This window comes from uncultured Oscillibacter sp. (assembly GCF_950073225.1).
Taxonomy (GTDB): Bacteria; Bacillota; Clostridia; order Oscillospirales; family Oscillospiraceae; genus Oscillibacter.
Map to the genome: position 1 here is coordinate 158,340 of NZ_CATMPS010000001.1, position 18,305 is coordinate 176,644.

The window sequence follows — 18,305 nt, forward strand, 5'->3', positions numbered from 1 at the left end:
GTGCTATGGAACGGGAATTGACCATCGTCTCCGGCCCCTTGGCCGGGCGGCTGGGGGAGACGCTGCGCGCCGCCCTGGCGGGGCGGGCGGTCCGCCTCGCCGGGGCGGGGGAGTCCCTGGCGGGCCGCCGGGTCCTCTTCGCCTTCTCCCTGCCGGAAAATGGGGTCGATATGGGCCTGTGCGGCCTTTTGTCCCATTTGCGAGACTGTCCCGGCTGTCTCCGGGGCAGCGCGGGGGGCGTGGTCATCGACGGGGCCGGGGAGCTGTACACCAAGGCGGCGGGCCGGGACCTCATTTTAGCCGCCCACCTGGCGGGCTGCGCCTTTCCGGGGCGGCCCCTGGCGGAGGCCACGGGGGGCCTTCAAAACTTCGCCGTCCAGGCCCGGAACGGAAACTGCGATCTGGAAACGGCCTACCGCCGGGCCGTCTCGGACCTGGCGGACCGGGTGCTGGGCTTCACGCCCCTCCGGCGGAGAAGGCCCAAGGTCCTGGCCCTCCACGCCTCCAGCCGCTCCACCTCCAACACCCTGGACCTCTGGGGCCGGGTGCGGGCGCGGATCGAGGGGGCCTGTGAGGTCCGGGAGATCGGCCTGCGGAACGGGACCCTGGAGGACTGCGCCGGGTGTCCCTACACCACCTGCCTCCATTTCGGGGAGCGGGGGGGCTGCTTCTATGGCGGCGTCATGGTCCAGGAGGTGTTTCCCGCCCTCCGGGAGGCGGACGCGGTGGTCCTCCTCTGCCCCAACTACAACGACGCCCTTTCCGCCAACCTCACCGCCGCCGTGAACCGGCTGACGGCCCTCTACCGCGCCGCCTCCTTCGAGGACAAGGCCGTCTTCGCCATCGTGGTCTCCGGCTACTCCGGCGGGGACCTTGTGGCCAGCCAGGTGGTCTCGGCCCTGTGCGTCAACAAGGGCTTCCGCCTCCCTCCGGGGGCCATCCTCATGGAAACCGCCAACGACGCCGGGGCGGCCCTGCGCCTGCCGGGCATTGAGGGGCGGCTGGAGCGGTTCGCGGAGAATCTGCTGGGGCAGCTGAAACTGTAACCATATTTTGAACTCTGGGGGGCGAGCCTTGCGGTTTTCCCCGGAGCGTGGTAAGATGGGAACAACTCATCTGAAAAGGAGCACCCCCTCATGAAAAAATTTTTCCTGCCCCTGCTGGCCCTCCTCTGCCTGGTTCTCCCGGCCCGGGCGGCGGGCTTTTACGACCTCCCGGCAGACCACTGGGCCCAGGAGGAGATCCGGCGGGCGGTGGACGCCGGAGTGGTGAACGGTTACGGTGACGGCTCCTTCCAGCCCACACGGGACGTGACCGCCGCCCAGTTCTGCGCCATGCTCTCCCGCTCCTTCCTCGCCGAGGAGTATGCCGCTGCGAAGGAGGGGAAGTACCAGGCCATGGAGGCGTGCCTCCCGGTTCTGGAGGGCACGTCGCTGAAAGAAACCTACCGGTCCCTGGGGAAACGCTGGGACCGCTATGTGGACCAGCCCCTGAGCCGCTATGACATGGCTCAGATCATTTACAACCTGGTTCTGGAAAAGGACGCCCTCCAGGAGACCATCCAGCTTTCCACCACGGACATCGCCGACTGGACGGAAATCCCCGACGGCTGTCACACCGCCGTCTTCACCTGCTGGGGCATGGGACTTCTAAAGGGACAGGCCGACGGCCGCTTCGCCGGGGAGGATTCCCTGAACCGGGCCCAGGCCGCGGTCCTCTGGTCCCGGCTGGACGAGCTGTTCAACGGCCCCTACGCGCCCCCGGAGGACCCGGACGCGGGCGTGGAGGTTCGGGAGATGCCCGCCTTCGGCCTCCAGGGGGACGAGACGGTCCAGGAGATGATGAACCGGGTGAACCGGGAGACCCCCCTGTGTAAGGAGGGCCGCCTCCCCAACGGCAAAACCCGGAGCGAGGAGAACATCGCCGGGCTTTTGGAGCTGGTGAAGCAGGGCTGTCCCGACGGCACGGTCTGGAGCGACACCGTGCGCTTTAACTACCTCGCCCCCCAGTTCAGCCCCACCCACGGCTGCCTTGCCTTCGGCCTGGCGGTCAGCGATTTCGTCTTTGGCGAGGAGGCCCCCGTCACCCAGCACCGCCGGCTTCCCGACCTGGCCGTGGGGGATGTCGTCTACATCCGCTTTGACAATGTGGAGCGGGTGCTGATCCTCACCGGCGTGGACCGGGAGGAGGGGACCTATACCGCCTGTGAGCTGGAGAAAAACGGCAAGGTGGACTGGGACCAGTGGGGCCCTCTCTCCGGCCTGGTGGACGCCGGGGACTTCACCACGGTGTTCCGCCGCTGGAGGTGACGGCGGGAGCAGCTTTCGCAAGGAAAAAGAGGCGCTTATCGTTCCGATAAGCGCCTCTTGCGATCTTATATGGCTGGCTCTTGAATGGTTCCCAGAATCCAGTTTACCCAGCTGGTGACGGTGGAGGCCCGCCGCAGATAGGTCTCCCTGGCCCCTATGCCGCAGAGGTTCGCCCCCTCCATGATCCGGACGACGGTCCGCTTATCCGGCATTTCCCCCCAGTGCAGGCAAAGCTCCAGGGTGTCACGGAATGCCCTGTGCCTCAGGATCTCCCCCGCAATCGCCAGCTGGCGCTCCCTGTAGCCCAGCCCCATGACCCGCCGCCCGGAGCCGGAGAGCCAAAACAGGATATTGCCCTCCGGGTCTATCCCCTTTTCGATGAATCCCAGATAGCGCCCCGCGTCCGTGTAGTAGTTCGTCTGCCGCCCGTCGAACGCGTATTCCGACGTGATGTCCTGCTTTGTCATGGGCCGCTCGCTCAGCAGCTCCATCAGGTTTACGATTCGGGGCATCCGGTCCGCCTGGGGAAAGGGGATGCGGGGCTCCTCCGCCGGGGGCACGGTTCTCAAAAGATCCTCGATGTCGGACCGCCGGATCTCCGTGGCGATGGCGTAGTTTTTCTGCTTGACCAGCTCCAGGGAGTTGTAATTTCCAGGGTCCCGGAATTGATACTGGTACAGGTAAAACGTGCCGTTTGAGAAAACCAGAAACACGGTCTTCACCGGCTTTGTCACCCGCCCGCTCCAAACGCGGAAGGGATAATAGAGCTGCCGGATGAGAAAGTCTCCGGCCAGGTCCCGCTTCGCCTCAAAAAGGGAGAGAAAGCGGGCCCCCTCATATGCGGCGTCAATCTCAATCTGGGAGTTGCGCACCTCCACGGCCATGGGGCGCCGGGCCGTGTCGATGCGGAATGCAAAGCCGCCGGAGCTCATGCGCCCGCTGACCGTGGGGGCAAGGGCGCCGTCCTCCTCCAGAAAATCGTGCAGGATTCCGCAGTCATACGCGCAGTTCAGGGCGATGGCCTCGCTGACAAGAAACTGGGGCATGAGGCTTTGAAACAGCGGGGGAATGAAAACCCGCTGCGCGTTTCCGACGGGCTCCTCAAAGTCATGATAGGCCGAAAAGGAGGAGATCACGTAGTCCCCCCGGCTGACCGGCAGAATCGCCAGGCCGTTTTCCGCGAAGACGACGGGGAGGTTCACCCTGTGGTCGAACTTGGTCATCAGCCTGGGCTCCCGGAACTCCTTGATCTGGGCCGCCGATATGGGAAAGCAGCCCTTTTGCCCGATCTCCTCCAGGATGCGGTACTTGTCAAACAGCTTCTCCCAGGCGGCGTCATTCACTCCCATAGTTTCGGATCAGCACCTCCTCCACCGCCCCGCGCCTGCTGGCGTCGGCGTTGATGGCCCGCTTCGCCTTCACCACGAGGATCTCATAGTCCTGATACAGGTCCTTGATAAAGTCCGTGGCGGAGTTGGAAAGGACGAATTTTACACCCCGCCGCGTCAGATCGTCGCAGCACCGCTTCAGCCTGCGCTGCTCGTTTTTGTCAAAGCCCCCCTTGCTGTAGCCCGTGAAGCTCGCCGTATCGGAAACGGGGTCGTAGGGGGGGTCCAGGTACGCCAGCGCGCCCGGTTCGACGCGGGCCAGGGTCCTGGCGAAATCCTCATGGAAAAAGGTGACGCCGCCGGCGGCGAAATAGCGGTTCACCGCCCGCAAAACCGGCTCGTTTACAATATTGGGGTTTTTATAGCGCCCAAAGGGCGTGTTGAAGGCCCCGGCGGAGTTCACCCGGAACAGCCCGTTGAAGCAGGTCTTGTTCAGGTAGATCAGCCTGGAGGCCCGCTCCACCTTGGACATGGCCTGATAGACCGTCTGGTCCCGGTCCAGGTCCCTGATTCTATAAAAGTACTCCGAGGTGTTTTCGTGTCTTTTGAGATCGTCGATCAGGGCCTCCACGTCGTCGCGGATCACCTCGTAAACCGCGATCAAATCCCCGTTCAAATCGTTGACAACCGCCTTGGCGGGCTGAATGGAAAAGAGCACGGCCCCTCCGCCCAGGAAGGGCTCGCAGTAGGAGGAGATTTGCTTTGGAAACAGGGGGATAATCTCGCTTAACAGCTGGCGCTTTCCGCCGACCCACTTCACCACCGGCGCCGCCAATTGATTCTCCGCCATGCGCTCCGCCTCCTTTTCCATGGACTTTGTCCGTTTCATTATATCAAAACCCGCCGTTTTTTCAATACCCCCCTTCCATAAATTCCAGGCCCGCCATTCTTTTCAGGGCCCCGGCGGCGGCGTTCGCCCTTGCAAACCCCCTTTCCGGGTGCTATGATAGGCTCAGCAAATAACGAAAGCGGTGACAGAACATGGCAATCATCGGCATCGACTTGGGCACCACCAACTCCCTGGCCGCCGTGTGGCGGAACGGGCGCAGCGAGCTTATCCCCAACGCCGCCGGGGAGTTCCTGACCCCCAGCGCGGTCAGCGTGGACGAGGACGGCTCCGTCCTGGTGGGCCGGGCGGCCCGGGACCGGCTCATCTCCCACCCGGAGCGGACCGCCGCCCGGTTCAAGCGCTTTATGGGCACGGAAAAGACCTTTCGCCTGGGCGGCCGGACCTTCACGCCGGAGGAGCTTTCCGCCCTGGTGCTCCGCTCCTTGCGGGAGGACGCGGAGGCCTACCTGGGAGAAGTGGTGGAGGAGGCGGTGGTCAGCGTCCCCGCCTACTTTGCCGAGGCCCAGCGCTCCGCCACGAAACGGGCCGCGGCCCTTGCGGGGCTGAAGGCGGAGCGGCTGGTAAACGAGCCCTCCGCCGCCGCGGTGGCGGGCCGCATCGGCCAGGGGGAGGCGGACAAGGTCTGCCTGGTCTTCGACCTGGGGGGCGGCACCCTGGACGTTTCCCTGGTGGAGCGGTTCGGGAACGTGGTCAGCGTCACCGCCGTCAGCGGGGACAACCGCCTGGGGGGCTCCGATTTTGATCTGGCCATTGCCAGGGGCTTTTGCGAGGACTGCGGGCTGGACTTCGACGGCCTCACCCCCCGGCAGAAGGAGCTGCTGATCCGCCAGGGGGAGACCTGCAAGATGGCCCTGACCCGCCAGGAGATGGTGATCATGTCCGTGGACGACGGGAGCATTTCCGCCGCCCTGACCCTCTCCAACGAGTGGCTGATCCGCAAATGCGGGGCCCTCTTCCGGCGGATGACCGCCCCCATCCAGCGGGTCTTCCTGGACGGCGGCGTCTCCCTCCAGGAGCTGGACGACCTGGTGATGGTGGGGGGCTCCAGCCACATGCCCGCCGTCCGGCGCTACATCGCCCGGGCCCTTCATAAAGAGCCCGTCCGGGACAGCCGCCCCGACACCGCCATCGCCCTGGGGGCGGGCGTCTGCGCCGGGATGAAGGCCCGGGCGGGGGACCTTAAAGAGCTGGTCCTCACCGACGTGTGCCCCTTCACCCTGGGGGTGGCCCGGTACAACGAAAGCGAGCGGGAACGGGACCTGATGAGCCCCATCATCGAGCGCAACAGCGTCCTCCCCACCAGCAAAATGGGGATTTACTACACGGTCCGGGACGGCCAGGACAAGGTGGACGTGCGGATCTACCAAGGGGAAAACCGCTATTGCGCGGACAACACCCTGCTGGGAGAGCTCCAGGTCCCGGTGCCCCCGGCCCCGCGGGGCCGGCAGTCTGTGCGCATCCGCTTCACCTATGACATCAACGGCCTTTTGGAGGTGGAGGTGGTCAACGAGGCGGGCCAGGCGGAGCGGCTGGTCCTTCAGAACAAGGACATGACGGCCCAGGAGGCGGAGCGCCGCCTGAAAGAGCTGTCCCGGCTGAAGCTCCATCCCCGGGAGCAGGAGGAGTACCGGGCCATGGCGGCCCGGGGCGAGCGGCTCTACGCCGTCACCGTGGGGAGCCTCCGGGAGCAGGTGGGGGATCTGCTGGACTGGTATCAAAGGGTCCTCTCCACCCAGGAGGCCCTGAAAATCGCCAAGGCCACCAAGCGGCTGGACCGCTTCTTCGACCAGGCGGAGGCCTATCTGGGCGACGCGGCCCTGTCCCCGCCGGAGCCCTTCGACGAGCCCTTCGACGGCGATGAGGAGGAAGACCTGTGAGCTGGCCCTGGAACGAGCTGGGCCTTCCCGGCCCGGCGGGGCTGCCGGACATCCGGAGCGCTTACGCCCAAAAGCTGAAAACCGCCCACCCCGAGGAGGACCCGGAGGGCTTCCAGCGGCTTCACGCCGCCTATCAGGAGGCCAGCCGCCGGGCCCGGCGGGCCCGCTACGCCCAAGCCGGGCCGGAGGACCCGCCCGCCGATCGCCCCGCTCCGCCAGAGCGGCGGCAGGAGGCCCCCGGCTGGAACTATGACGAGCTTCTTGAGGGCCGGGAGGCCCCGAACCGCCCCCCGCAAAAGCCGGAGCCCCAGGAGCCGGAGTGGAACTATGACGAGCTTTTGAAGGGGGAGGACGCGCCCCCGCAGGAGGAGGAAGCGGCCCCGGAGTGGGACTTCGAGCGCCTCTTCGCCGAGGGGGAGGAGGAGGCCCAGGAAGCCCGCCGCCGGAGGCTGGAGGACCTGCGCCACAAAAATTGGGCCCGCTACGCCCCCCAGGCCCGCCAGCGGCGGGAGCTGGACGGGGAGGACGCCTGGCCCGCCGTCCTGGCGGCGGTCCGGACCCTGGAGCTTTTGGAGCGCTGCGACGCGCCCCCGGCCCAATGGCGGCGGTTTTTGGACAGCCCCGTCTTTTTGAGCGTCCGGGCCGACATGGATTTTGTCTTTCTCCTGGAGGACTTTTTGTCCCAGCGCCCGGATCTCTCCCCGGAGATCCGCCGGGCCGTCTTCGACGCCTACGAGCTTCAAAACGCCTCCAAGTACCCGGCCTACAGGCCCCTCTACCGCCTCCTGGGGGTGAAGCGGGCGGACACCCGCCGGGCGGCCAGGGCAAAGAGCTCCTGGCGGAACGCCTGGCGGGGCTATCCCCTCTGGCGGAAGACCGTCCTTGTGGTCTGCTTCACCATCCTGGCGCTGTTTTTCTCCATCGGCCTCGGCGTCAATCTGCGAAGCGCCCAGGCCGAGCGCGCCGCCCGGCGGGAGGCGGAACGCTGGACGCAGACGGCCCCCCAGTGGCTGGAGGAGGACTTCGGAGAGCCCTTCATCCACGCCGCGTCCCAGGATATTTTCGCCCCGGCGGCGGACCCGGACCTGTATTTCCGCGCCTCCCCCTATGGGGAGCGGTCGGAGGATTGGCCCGGCTACCAGACCAACTATCCCGGCATTCTGGTGAAGCGGGCCCTGGAGAACTTCGCCGAAGAGCGGGAGCTGGATTTGGAGCTTGCCGCCTACTCCCGTGAAACCGGCGACGCACCGGGGGCCTATCTTTTCAACCTGCCCCTTCTGGGGGCGGAGGAGGACGTAGCCGCCCTGGGGGCCTTGCTGGAAGAGCTGTCCCGGCAGGACTGGCATCAGGTTCCCCCAAACAACCCGAAAGACGAGGCGGAATACCGGGTCCGGGAGCCGGTGAAGTACACGGTATTCCTGTGCCACAGGGGCCTGGCCTTCTACGAGGCCCCGTCGGACGAGGGCTTTGACACGGAGGAGGCCCGCTCCCTCTACGCCCAGGCGGGCCCCGCCCTCTGCCGCTGGATTTTGGAGCAGAGCGGCCTGGCGGACCGGCACCTGGGAGAGGGAACCTACGTCCTCCAGGACCGGGAGCCGCTGGAGCTGGGGGACCATACCTTCCACCAGGTCAGCGGCGTGGACCAGGACAGCGGCGAGGCCCGGGTGCGCTACCTCCTGGCTTCCGGCGGCGGGTCCCTCTTTTGCGTCCCGGAGGAGCGGATGGCGGAAATCCACTCCGTCATCGACCTCTACCGGGGCACGCCCCGGACGCTGGAGCTGGACAAGCTGGGCCTCGTCATGGTCACGGACCAGATGCCCGGCGAATAGGCGCGAACAAGGGCGAACCCTTCCGGGTTCGCCCTTCGGCTTGCTTATTGACAGGTAAAGGCGTACCAGCCGTTGTCCTCCCGCCGCGTCCGGATTTCCAGCCCGGCGGCGTTCAGCGCGGCCGCCGCCTCGTCCGCCCGGCCCTCGATGATGCCGGAGCAGAGGAAGGTCCCGCCGGGGCTCAGCAGTCCCCGGACCCGGGGGGCCAGGGCGATGATCACGTCCGCCACAATGTTGGCCAGCACCAGGTCATAGCCCCCGCCGATTTTTTCCGCCGCGGCCCCGTCCGTCAGGAGGTTTCCCACCAGGATGTCCAGCCGGTCCGGGCCGATGCCGTTGAGCCCGGCGTTCTCACGGGCGGCGGTGCGGCACTTGTCGTCGATGTCCACCGCCAGGGCGGACCCGGCCCCCAGCCGCAGGGCCGCCACGGACAAAATGCCGCTGCCGCAGCCCAGGTCCAACACCCGCTCCCCGCCCCGGACCAGGGTTTCCAGGGCCGTCAGGCACAGCCGCGTCGTGGCGTGGGCCCCGGTGCCAAAGGTCAGCCCCGGGTCCAGGTAGAGGGGCACCCGGTCCCCCGGGTCCGCCTCCTCCCACTGGGGGATGACCAGCAGCCGCTCCCCGATCTCCATGGGCTTGTAGTACTGCTTCCAGTTGTTCTCCCAGTCCGCGTCCTCCACGTCCTCCAGGGTCATCAGCAGCGTCCCCAGGTCCCGGCGCTCTTGCTTCAAGCCCTCCAAGGCAACGCGGACCTCCCCCAGCTTGGCAAAGCCCGCCTCCTGGGCCTCCAGGTAGAAGGTGATCCGGGACCGGCCCGCCATATGGCGCTCCAGGTCCTCGTCCACATAGTCCCAGTAGTCGTGGTTGTTTTCCAGGAAGTCCTGGAACTCCTCCTCGTCCTCAATCATCACGCCGTCCACGTCCAGTCCGGACAGCATCGCCTGGACTGTGTCCAGCCCGGCGTGGTTCGTGTCGATGTGTACCTCCAGCCAGCGCATGTCAAACCGCCTTTCTACCGGTTCTCACCGTTCTCTTCCAACGAAGAACAGCGTCATAACCCCCGCCCCGGTATGGCTGCCGATGACGGGGCCCACGTAATGGATATAGACCTCCCGCACGCCCAAGCGGCGGCGGACCTCCTCCGCCACAAACTCGGCGTCCTCCCGGCAGTCCCCGTGGCTGATGAACACCGGGTAGCGCTCCGGCTCCACGGCGGTTTTCTCCATGTGGTCCACCAGGGCCAGCAGGGAGGCCTTCCGCCCCCGGCATTTCTCCATGGGGATCAGCCGCCCCTGGCTGTCCACATGGAGCACGGGCTTGACGGAGAGCATGGTCCCGAACAGCGCCGCCGCCGCGCTGACCCGGCCGCCCCGCTTCAGGTGGTTCAAATCGTCCACGGTGAACCAGTGGCAGATGTTCCCCTTGGCCCCCTCGGCAAAGTCCAAAACCTCCTCCAGGGTTCTCCCCTTCTTTTTCTCCTGAGCGCAGAGCCAGACCAAAAGGCCCTGTCCCATAGAGGCGCAGAGGCTGTCCACCACCCGGACCTTCCGCTCCGGGAAGGCCTCCTCCAGCTCCCTTCCCGCAATGACGGCGGACTGGTAGGTGGTGGAGAGGGCGGAGGAGAAGCACAGGCACAAAATGTCCTTCCCCGCCTCCAGAATGGGCCGCATGGCGGCGTCGAACTCCCCCACGTTGACGGCGGAGGTCACCGGCATGGCCCCGGAGCGGACCTTGCTGTAAAACTCCTGGAAACCGATCTCGCTGCCGTCCAGCAGGTTCCGGTAGCTCTTACCCTCCAGTTCCAGCCGCAGGGGCAGCACCTCCAGCTCCAGCTCCGCCGCCAGCTCCGCGGAGAGGTCGCAGCAGCTGTCGGTCATAATGACGTAGTCGGACATGTTCACTCACGCTCCTTTTCTTTTTTGCCCTTGGGGGGGCCCTTCCGCTCCCGGAGGAGGGCCACGCAGCGGCTCCCCGCCACGCCGGCGGCGTAGCTCAAAAGGGAGAAGTGGATGGCGGCGTCCGCCAGGGCGGCGTCGTCCAGCTCCTGGTCCCCCAGCCGGGCGGCCAGCTCACCGGCGGTGATGTTCAGCGCCTTGTCCAGGCTTTGGCAAAAGGCGCCGTACCCCTCCCGCACCGGCCGGTCCTGAAGCTCCTCCCGGATCAGAAGATCCATGTCCCGGGTGGACATGACCCGCTTTAAGACGCAGATGGCGGTGAAGTAGGCCAGGTGCTCCCGGCCGTACTTCTTCCCCTCGGCCCGGGGGGCCAGCCCGCTTTTCGTGTAGTTGTTCACCATGGCGGCGGTGAGGCCGTCGTCTCCGTCGAAGCGGATAACCTGCCGGTCCATGTAGGAGAGGACCTGGTCCATGTACAAGGAGAAGTCCGGCAGCTGGTCCCAGTCCACAGGGCGCTGGTCCCGGAGGCGGGAGAGAAGGTCGGTCAAATCGTTCATGAGTCGTCCTTTCTTGAAGCTCCGTTTTCTTCACAGTTAAAAAGCCGCCCGGCGGGGCCGGGCGGCTCGCAATGGTTATTGTAACACCAGGACGCGGTTTTGTAAACCATATTTTGGGGGATTGGAAAACGCATTTTTCAAGGCCTCCTACTTCCCCACACAGAACCGGGAGAAGATCCGCCCCACAATCTCCTCCTTGGCGGTCCTCCCCGTCAGCTCCCCGATGGCGTCCAGGGCCTCCTCCGCGTCGGTGAGCACCGCGTCGGGGGTCAGTCCGCCCTCCAGGGCTGCCCGGCCCCGGCGAACGGCGTCCAGGGCCCGCCGGGCGGCGTCCTCCTGCCGCTGGTCCGTCAGGAGGCTTCCGGCCTCCCCCGGGTCCCCGGCGGGGAAGAGGGCCGCTACGGCGTTCTCCAGCTTGTCCAGGCCGTACCCCGTGACGGAGGAGACACAAAGGCAGGCGGCGGGGTTGTTGGCGTCCTTTTGGATAAGCCCCACGGAAAAGGCGTGGGGACCGGTGAGGTCGCACTTGGACTCGACGCAGAGCCAGGGCTTCCCGGTCCGGGCCACCTGGTTCAAGAGGAGGGCCTCCGCCTCCCAGTGCGCCCGGTTCTCCGGGCAGGCCTCCGCCGCGCCGTCCCGGACCAGCAGAATCAGCTCCGCCTCCTCCATGGCCCGCCGGGATCGCTCCACGCCCAATTTCTCCACTTGGTCCTCCGTCTCCCGGAGGCCCGCCGTGTCGATGAGCCGCAGCAGCACCCCGCCGCAGAGGACGGACTCCTCCACCGTGTCCCGGGTGGTCCCCGGAATGTCGGTGACGATGGCCCGCTCATACCCCGCCAGGGCGTTCAAAAGGGAGGATTTTCCCGCGTTGGGCAGGCCCACAATGGCCGTCCGCACCCCCCGCTTGAGGACCTCACCCCGTTTGCAGGTGGAAAGCAGCGCCGTCAGCGCGCCCTCGGCCTGCCGGAGGGCGGCGGCGATCTCCTCCGGCCCCGCGTCCTGGATGTCCTCGTCCGGGTAGTCCACCACGGCGTAAAACCGGGAGGTGATATCCAGCAGGGCCTCCTGAATGGGCTCCAGCGCCCGGCGGAGGCCCCCGTCCAGCTGGGCGGCGGCGTTCCGGGCGGCGGCGGCGGTCTCCGCGTCGATGAGGTCAATGACGGCCTCCGCCTGGGTCAGGTCCAGCCGCCCGTTCAAAAAGGCCCGCTTCGTAAACTCCCCCGGCCCCGCCTGCCTTGCCCCGGCGGCGAACAGGGCCGCCAGCACCTCCCGCAGGACCACCGGGGACCCGTGGCAGTGGAACTCCGCCGAGTCCTCCCCGGTGTAGCTGCGGGGCCCGGGGAAGCGCACCGCCAGCCCCCGGTCCAGCACACGGCCCTCCCGGTCCAAAAACTCCCCCAGGACCATCCGCCGGGCCTCCAGCTCCCCGAAGGGCCGGGCGGAGCGGAAGACCCGCCCGCAGGCGGCAAAGCAGTCCGGCCCGGAAATTCGGACGACCCCAATGGCGGAGGGCGCGCCTCCTCCGGCGGCGATGGCGGCGATGGTGTCCATGAAGTATCTCCTTTCAAAAGCAAGGGGCGGGCTGTCCGCCCGCCCCCTGTAAGCTGTCACTCGGTTGCCGTCGCTCCGGTCCGGTTGACCGCCGGGCAGCCAGAGCGCGCTAAAGTTCTTTGGATACTTTCTTTCAAGAAAGTATCAGATTCGCTGGCTGTAGCGGTACAAAATCACCGCGAACTGGGCCCGGGTGAGGGTTCCGTTGGGATTCAGCGTCTTGTCGGCGCCGCCGCTGACGATGCCGTTGGCCAGGGCCCAGGAAAAGGCGTCCCGGGCCACGGCGGGCACGGTGCGGCTGTCGGTGTAGCCCGCCAGGCTGGTGGTGTTTTGGTTCAGGCTGCCCGAGAGGCGGGCGCAGCGGTACAGGGCCGTCACCAGCTGGTGGCGCTTCACCGCCCCGGTGGGGGCGGAGCCGTCGGCAAAGCCGCCCTGCACGGCCCAGTGGCGGGCCTCCGCCATGTTGGCGGGGTTGGAGCCGGTGAGCCGGGCCAGGACGATCCACATCTGCTGATGGCTGATAACGCCGTCGGGATTGAAGCGGCCTCCCGTGCCGTTCATGTAGCCCATCTGGTTGGCCCAGTTGATCTCCCCCGCCGCCCAGTGGCTCATGGGAACGTCCCGGAAGAGCTGCTGGGACGCGTCGGTCTGGGGCGCGTCCAGGGTGGGGTTCTGGGTGGGCATCACGTCCTTGGTCCGCCGGGGGTTGCCGGTGGAGCCGTCTTCGGGAGCGGCGGCCCAGCTGGGGCCGGAGTTTTTCCGCTGGAAGGTGGCCCGGATTTCCACATTGGCCTCGGGCATGGTAAAGCGGTACTGCCCGCCGCCCAGGCTCTCCAGCTGGGGGACCTTGCCGTTGGAGGCGATGACCCGGACCATGTCCAGCTCATAGCCGGAGCTGGGGGAGACGGTAATGGTGATCCGATCCCCCGCCTGGGCGGTGGTCCGGTTGGCGGAGGCGGTTCCGCCCGCCCCCTGGACGGTGGTAACCTGATAGGACTTGGGCTCCTCGGGCTTCGAGGGTTCGTCGGGCTCGTCCGGATCGTCGGGGTCCTCGGGATCGTCGGGATCGTCAGGGTCCTCCGGTTCGCCGGTGGCGGGAAGGATTTCCTCGTCCATGTGCGTGCAGCCCGGGTTCATGCAGGGCCGCTGCCGCAAGCCTTCTTCCGTGGCGGTGGGCTCCTTGACGATCTTCCACTCACTGCCCTTGTAGTTGTGGCTGCTCAGGCCCTCGATGGTCAGCGTGCGCTCCTCCTTCTCCGAGCATCTCTTGCAGGAAATGGTTCCGGTGACCATTTTTTCCACGCAGGTTTCGTTGGGCGTCATGTCCTGGTCCGTTTCGAACTCGCCCCAATCGTGGCCCTTGGCGGGGTCGGTCACAATTTCCCCGCCTTCCGTGTGGCCGCAGCCGGGCCGCTTGCAGACCGTTATTCCGGTCTTCTTTTCCCCCGGCGTCGTGCAGGTCGCCTCGCGGATAATCACGTCCTCCCCCTTGCTCATTTCATGCCCAAGTTTGGTAAGAACCTCTTCTTCACCCGTGATATCCTCGCCGCAGGCGGCACAGGTATAGTTGTAGACGTTTTTGCCGTCCTCCTCACAGGTGGCGGGCTTGGACAGAGCGGGGGCGGGCTCGGTTTCCTCCGGCTTTGTATGGGGCAGCTGGTCCGCCAGTTTAATCGTCACATCCGGATGGCTCGTTTCCAGGTGGGTTTTCAACGCTTCTTCGGCGGCTGTAATCGCGGCCTGGTCATCGCCTTTCCGCGCTTCCTCCAGCACGGTTTTCAAGCTTACGCAGTCCGGCTCGCAGGCGTTGGTCTTTCCGCAGACGTCACAGACCTTGTACACCGCGGAAAAGCCCTGGTTCTCCGGCCTCGCAGAGCAGCTTCCGGGCCGGATCACATACGTTTCGGTAGCGCCCTTCGTGTACGTGTGGGTGGTGAGCTTGGGAATGCTCTCTTTTTTCGGCTCTCCCTCCTGGCCGCACACGCTGCATTTCTGGGGGGTGGTCTGTTCGCCCTCCTCCTTGCAGGTGGCGGGCTTTGTGATGGTTGGCGTACCGTTATCCTGCCAATTGTGCTCCGCCGTCGCTGCGATTACCTTTTGGCGGTCCACCTTGGTGCCGCACCTCGAGCAGGTCACGGTGTACTTCCAGGTCCAGGTTTCGCAGTCATGGTGGCCCGTTTTGTCCACTTCGGGCTCCTGATAGTCATGGCCCAGGGCGCTGATCGTAATCTCACCCCCGGAGAGGTCCTTACAGGCCGCCGTTTGATTCTCGCCGGCCTCCCGGCAGAATCCGCCGCCCATCACCTGCCCGTTATCTTCACAGGTCGGCGGGTTGACATGTGTGCTGTCTGTCGCCAGGTGGACCTGATCTCTCCACAGTCCGGGAGGCATCGCGGCAAAAATTTCATACAGGATATCCGCCTTGTTGATTCCGCCATAGTGGATAGACTCCAGCGTGGTGTTGGCAAAGGCATCGGCGGAGACCGGCTTCGTGCCGCCTGACGCCGCGGGCTTCAGCGCCGCAGGGATATAAACCGTCTTTAGCTTCATATCATTGGCAAAGGCTTTGGCCGCAATGGTTTTCACGCTGTCCGGAATGGTCACCTTTGTCAGGGATGTATTGTTGGCAAAGGCCGACTCTCCGATGGTTACCAGCTTGTCGGGCAGCACCAGCGTGCTCACCCCTGTGCCCGAAAAGGCGCTTTTGCCAATGGTAACATCACCCGCGCTGTCCGGCAGAAACAGAACGGTTTTCAGCCCCACGCAATTCTCAAACGCGTTGTTTCCGACCGAGGTAATCGTACTTGGAAAGACCACCTCGCTGATTTTTCTGCCGTTTGTGTTCTTAAACGCCGCGTCGCCGATAGCAGTAATTGCCTTTTGATCATAGGCGGACGGCAGCACCACCCGTCCGCCGCTTCCGGTATAGCCGGTAATCTTCCAGCCGCCGCCCTCCTGCGTCAGCACGACGCCGTTGTCCAGCGTCACCGTGTCCGCCGCCGGGTCCGCCGCCAAAGCGGTCCCCGTCAGGGCCAGCACCGCCGCCGCTATCAAAAGCACTCTCCAAACCCAACGCCTCATCTTCCGCTCCTCCTGTCATGCCCGCGCCTTACGCGCCAATTTCACTTTTACAGCATAGCACAAAATAGCCGCCCTTTCAATGGGTCCCCCAAAAAAATCCCGGGAAAAAACGGGACGGGCCTCCCGGCCCGTCCCATAGACAGCTTCCGCCTTATTTCACCCGCTCGCCCTTGGCCTCCTTGGCCTTGATCTCCCGGACGGCGTCCTTGTGGGAGAGGTTCACCCGGCCCTTTTCGTCGATGTCCGTCACCTTGACCCACATCATGTCCCCGATTTTGCAGGCGTCCTCCACCTTCTCAATCCGGTGCTCCGCCAGCTTGGAGATGTGGACCAGCCCGTCCTTGCCCGGGGCCAGCTCCACAAACGCGCCGAAGGTCATGAGGCGCACCACCCGGCCATAGTACAGCGCGCCGATCTCCGGCACAAACACGATGTCGTCAATGCATTTTTTCGCCGCGTCGCAGGAGGCCGCGTCCACCCCCGCGATAAAGATGGACCCGTCGTCGTTGATGTCGATTTTCGCCCCGGTGTCCGCCACGATTTTCTGAATCACCTTGCCGCCGGAGCCGATGACCTCCCGGATCTTGGAGGGGTCAATGTGCATGGTCAGCATCTTGGGGGCATAGCGGCTCACGTCGGACCTGGGCTCGGCGATGGCGGGGAGCATGATCTGGTCCAGAATCTGGCAGCGCCCGTCATAGGTGATGTCCAGGGCGTTTTTGATGATCTCCATGGTGAGGCCGTCGTTTTTCAGGTCCATCTGAATGGCCGTGATGCCCTTCTTGGTGCCCGCCACCTTGAAGTCCATTTCGCCGTGGAAGTCCTCCACGCCCTGGATGTCGATGAAGGTGGTGAAGCCGCCCTCGTCGTCTTGAATCAGGCCGCAGGAGATGCCCGCCACGGGGGCCTTGATGGGCACGCCCGCGTCCATCAGCGCCAGGGTGGAGCCGCAGATAGAGCCCTGGGAGGTGGAGCCGTTGGAGCTCACCACCTCGCTGACCACCCGGATGGCGTAGGGGAACTTCTCCACGTCGGGAATGACGGGGAGCAGGGCCCGCTCGGCCAAAGCGCCGTGGCCGATTTCACGCCGCCCGGGAGAGCGGGCGGGCTTGGCCTCGCCGACGCTGTAGCCGGGGAAGTTGTAGTGGTGCATATAGCGCTTTTCCGTCTCCTCCCAGATGGTGTCCAGCTTCTGGTTGGCGGAAAGGGTGTCCAGGGTGACCACCGACAGGACCTGGGTCTGTCCCCGGGTGAAGAGGCCGGAGCCGTGGGCCCGGGGCAGAATCCCCACCTCGGAGGCCAGGGGCCGGATCTCGTTTTTCTGCCGTCCGTCCACCCGGTGGCCCTCCAAGAGCCAGGCTTTGACAATCTTCTTCTGGAACTTGTAGGTGATCTCGTCCAGGTATTTGTCCATCTCCGGGTACTCGTCCAGGAAGCGCTCGTGCCACTTCTCAATGAGGGCGTTCCACCGGGTCTCCCGGACGTTTTTGTCGTCGGTGTCCATGGCGGCCTTGGCCTCGTCCATGGTGGCGGAGACAATTTTCTCAAACAGCTCCTCGTCGAAGTCGGCGTGGGGATAGTCGAACTTCTCCTTGCCGATCTCGGAAACCATCCGGTTGATGAGCTCCACCTGCTTCTGGTTTTCCTCGTGGGCCATTTGGATGGCCCGGAACATGGTGTCGTTGTCCACCTCGTTGGCCCCGGCTTCAATCATGACCACCTTTTTCCCGGTGGACACCACGGTCACGTCCAGGTCGGAGACCTTCCGCTCCTCGCTGGTGGGGTTGAAGATGAGCTTGCCGTCCACCAGGCCCACCTTCACCGCGCCCACGGGGCCGTGCCAGGGGATGTCGGAAATGGCCAGGGCGGCGGAAGCGCCGATGAGGCCGCAGATCTCCGGGGAGCAGTCGTGGTCCACGCTCATGACCGTGGCCATGATGGAAACGTCATTGCGGAAGTCGTGGGGGAACAGGGGGCGGATGGGCCGGTCAATGACCCGGCTGGTGAGGACGCCCTTTTCCCCGGGGCGGCCCTCCCGGCGGTTGAAGCTGCCGGGGATACGGCCCACGGAGTAGAGCTTTTCCTCAAAGTCCACGGACAGGGGGAAGAAGTCGATGCCGTCCCGGGGCCGGGCGGAGGCCGTGGCGCAGACCAGGACCCGGGTGTCGCCGTAGCCCACCATGACGGCGGCGTTGGCCAGCTCCGCCAGCTTCCCGACCTCCAGGGTCAGGGGCCGGCCCGCCAGCTCCATTTCGTACTTGCGGCAGTTGGGGAATTGTCTCTTTGTGATGATGGTAGACATAGATGCGCTCCTTTTCTTTTGTTTTGCGCGGGAGCGTCCTTTTCGTATTTGAACCTTCCCCCAAGGCCCGGGGCGCTGGGGAAACGTTCAAACACAAAAAGCGGCGGCTCCCGCGTCGGTGAATAGGGATGGGAGGAAAGCCGGTTTCACCACACGGAAAACAGGGCGGCGAATATACGCCGCCCTGTCTGCGTCTTACTTGCGGATGCCCAGCTTGGCGATGAGGGCGCGATACCGCTCCACGTCCTTCTTCTGGAGGTAGTCCAGGAGGCTGCGGCGCTTGCCGACCATCTTCAAAAGCCCCCGGTTGGAGTGCTTGTCCTGGGGGTTGGCCCGCATGTGCTCGGTCAGCACGTTGATGCGCTCGGTCAGGATAGCAATCTGAACCTCGGGAGAGCCGGTGTCGGACTCGTGGGTGCGGTTGGCGTTGATAATTGCGGTCTTTTCTTCTTTGCGAAGCATAACAGGGTTTCCACCTTTCAAACAAATTCCCCGCGGGGCTGTGCTCCGGGCCGGTGAAGCTCCTCGAAGCAAAGCTCCGGGGCGTATTTTCCGCCCAACCGGCGGACTTCGTTACTATATCATAGTGATTTCCCATTGTAAAGGGCCAATTCAGGATTTTTCCGGCTTTGGGGGAAATTTTTTCTCCCGCCGGGGCGGAAATTT

General features: G+C 65.2%; 13 protein-coding genes. 4 read left to right on the forward strand and 9 right to left on the reverse strand.

Annotated features, from left to right (window positions below):
• Positions 1-5 precede the first annotated feature (5 nt).
• The gene (locus tag Q1M04_RS00770) at positions 6-1,046 is read left to right on the forward strand and encodes an NAD(P)H-dependent oxidoreductase (protein WP_297996566.1); all 1,041 of its coding nucleotides are present in this window, start codon (positions 6-8) and stop codon (positions 1,044-1,046) included.
• 90 nt (positions 1,047-1,136) lie between these two features.
• Positions 1,137-2,309: an S-layer homology domain-containing protein gene (locus Q1M04_RS00775; protein ID WP_297996564.1), complete on the forward strand. Its 1,173-nt coding sequence runs from the start codon at positions 1,137-1,139 to the stop codon at positions 2,307-2,309.
• A gap of 65 nt (positions 2,310-2,374) precedes the next feature.
• Here the strand turns inward: Q1M04_RS00775 and Q1M04_RS00780 are convergent, their stop codons facing one another.
• Both Q1M04_RS00780 and Q1M04_RS00785 read right to left on the reverse strand, forming a co-directional pair.
• Positions 2,375-3,658, reverse strand: coding sequence for a type II restriction enzyme (locus Q1M04_RS00780; protein ID WP_297996562.1), 1,284 nt, complete (start codon positions 3,656-3,658; stop codon positions 2,375-2,377).
• Positions 3,645-4,487: a DNA adenine methylase gene (locus tag Q1M04_RS00785; protein ID WP_297996810.1), complete on the reverse strand. Its 843-nt coding sequence runs from the start codon at positions 4,485-4,487 to the stop codon at positions 3,645-3,647. Before Q1M04_RS00785 ends, Q1M04_RS00780 begins: the two co-directional genes overlap by 14 nt.
• A 191-nt stretch (positions 4,488-4,678) precedes the next feature.
• Between Q1M04_RS00785 and Q1M04_RS00790 the strand changes: the two genes are divergently transcribed.
• Complete coding sequence (locus Q1M04_RS00790) at positions 4,679-6,424, forward strand: Hsp70 family protein (RefSeq protein WP_297996560.1); 1,746 nt, start codon at positions 4,679-4,681, stop codon at positions 6,422-6,424.
• Complete coding sequence (locus Q1M04_RS00795) at positions 6,421-8,253, forward strand: hypothetical protein (RefSeq protein WP_297996558.1); 1,833 nt, start codon at positions 6,421-6,423, stop codon at positions 8,251-8,253. The genes Q1M04_RS00790 and Q1M04_RS00795 overlap by 4 nt, the downstream gene beginning before the upstream one ends.
• Before the next feature lie 44 nt (positions 8,254-8,297).
• Here the strand turns inward: Q1M04_RS00795 and prmA are convergent, their stop codons facing one another.
• From prmA to rpsO, 7 genes are all read right to left on the reverse strand, one after another.
• The gene (gene prmA / locus Q1M04_RS00800) at positions 8,298-9,251 is read right to left on the reverse strand and encodes a 50S ribosomal protein L11 methyltransferase (protein WP_297996556.1); all 954 of its coding nucleotides are present in this window, start codon (positions 9,249-9,251) and stop codon (positions 8,298-8,300) included.
• Positions 9,252-9,275: 24 nt separating this feature from the next.
• On the reverse strand, positions 9,276-10,148 hold the full coding sequence (locus Q1M04_RS00805; protein ID WP_297996554.1) for a DegV family protein: 873 nt from the start codon (positions 10,146-10,148) through the stop codon (positions 9,276-9,278).
• A gap of 2 nt (positions 10,149-10,150) precedes the next feature.
• Positions 10,151-10,705, reverse strand: coding sequence for a DUF1836 domain-containing protein (locus tag Q1M04_RS00810; RefSeq protein WP_297996552.1), 555 nt, complete (start codon positions 10,703-10,705; stop codon positions 10,151-10,153).
• A 147-nt stretch (positions 10,706-10,852) separates the two neighbouring features.
• Positions 10,853-12,256, reverse strand: a complete 1,404-nt coding sequence (gene mnmE, locus Q1M04_RS00815) for a tRNA uridine-5-carboxymethylaminomethyl(34) synthesis GTPase MnmE (protein WP_297996550.1) — start codon at positions 12,254-12,256, stop codon at positions 10,853-10,855.
• Between the two features lie 144 nt (positions 12,257-12,400).
• Positions 12,401-15,337: a leucine-rich repeat protein gene (locus Q1M04_RS00820; RefSeq protein ID WP_297996548.1), complete on the reverse strand. Its 2,937-nt coding sequence runs from the start codon at positions 15,335-15,337 to the stop codon at positions 12,401-12,403.
• Between the two features lie 151 nt (positions 15,338-15,488).
• Positions 15,489-17,639 (reverse strand): polyribonucleotide nucleotidyltransferase, encoded by a 2,151-nt coding sequence (locus Q1M04_RS00825; protein ID WP_297996546.1) that lies wholly within the window; start codon positions 17,637-17,639, stop codon positions 15,489-15,491.
• Positions 17,640-17,834: 195 nt separating this feature from the next.
• Positions 17,835-18,101 (reverse strand): 30S ribosomal protein S15, encoded by a 267-nt coding sequence (gene rpsO, locus Q1M04_RS00830; protein WP_204791410.1) that lies wholly within the window; start codon positions 18,099-18,101, stop codon positions 17,835-17,837.
• Positions 18,102-18,305: the final 204 nt, after the last annotated feature.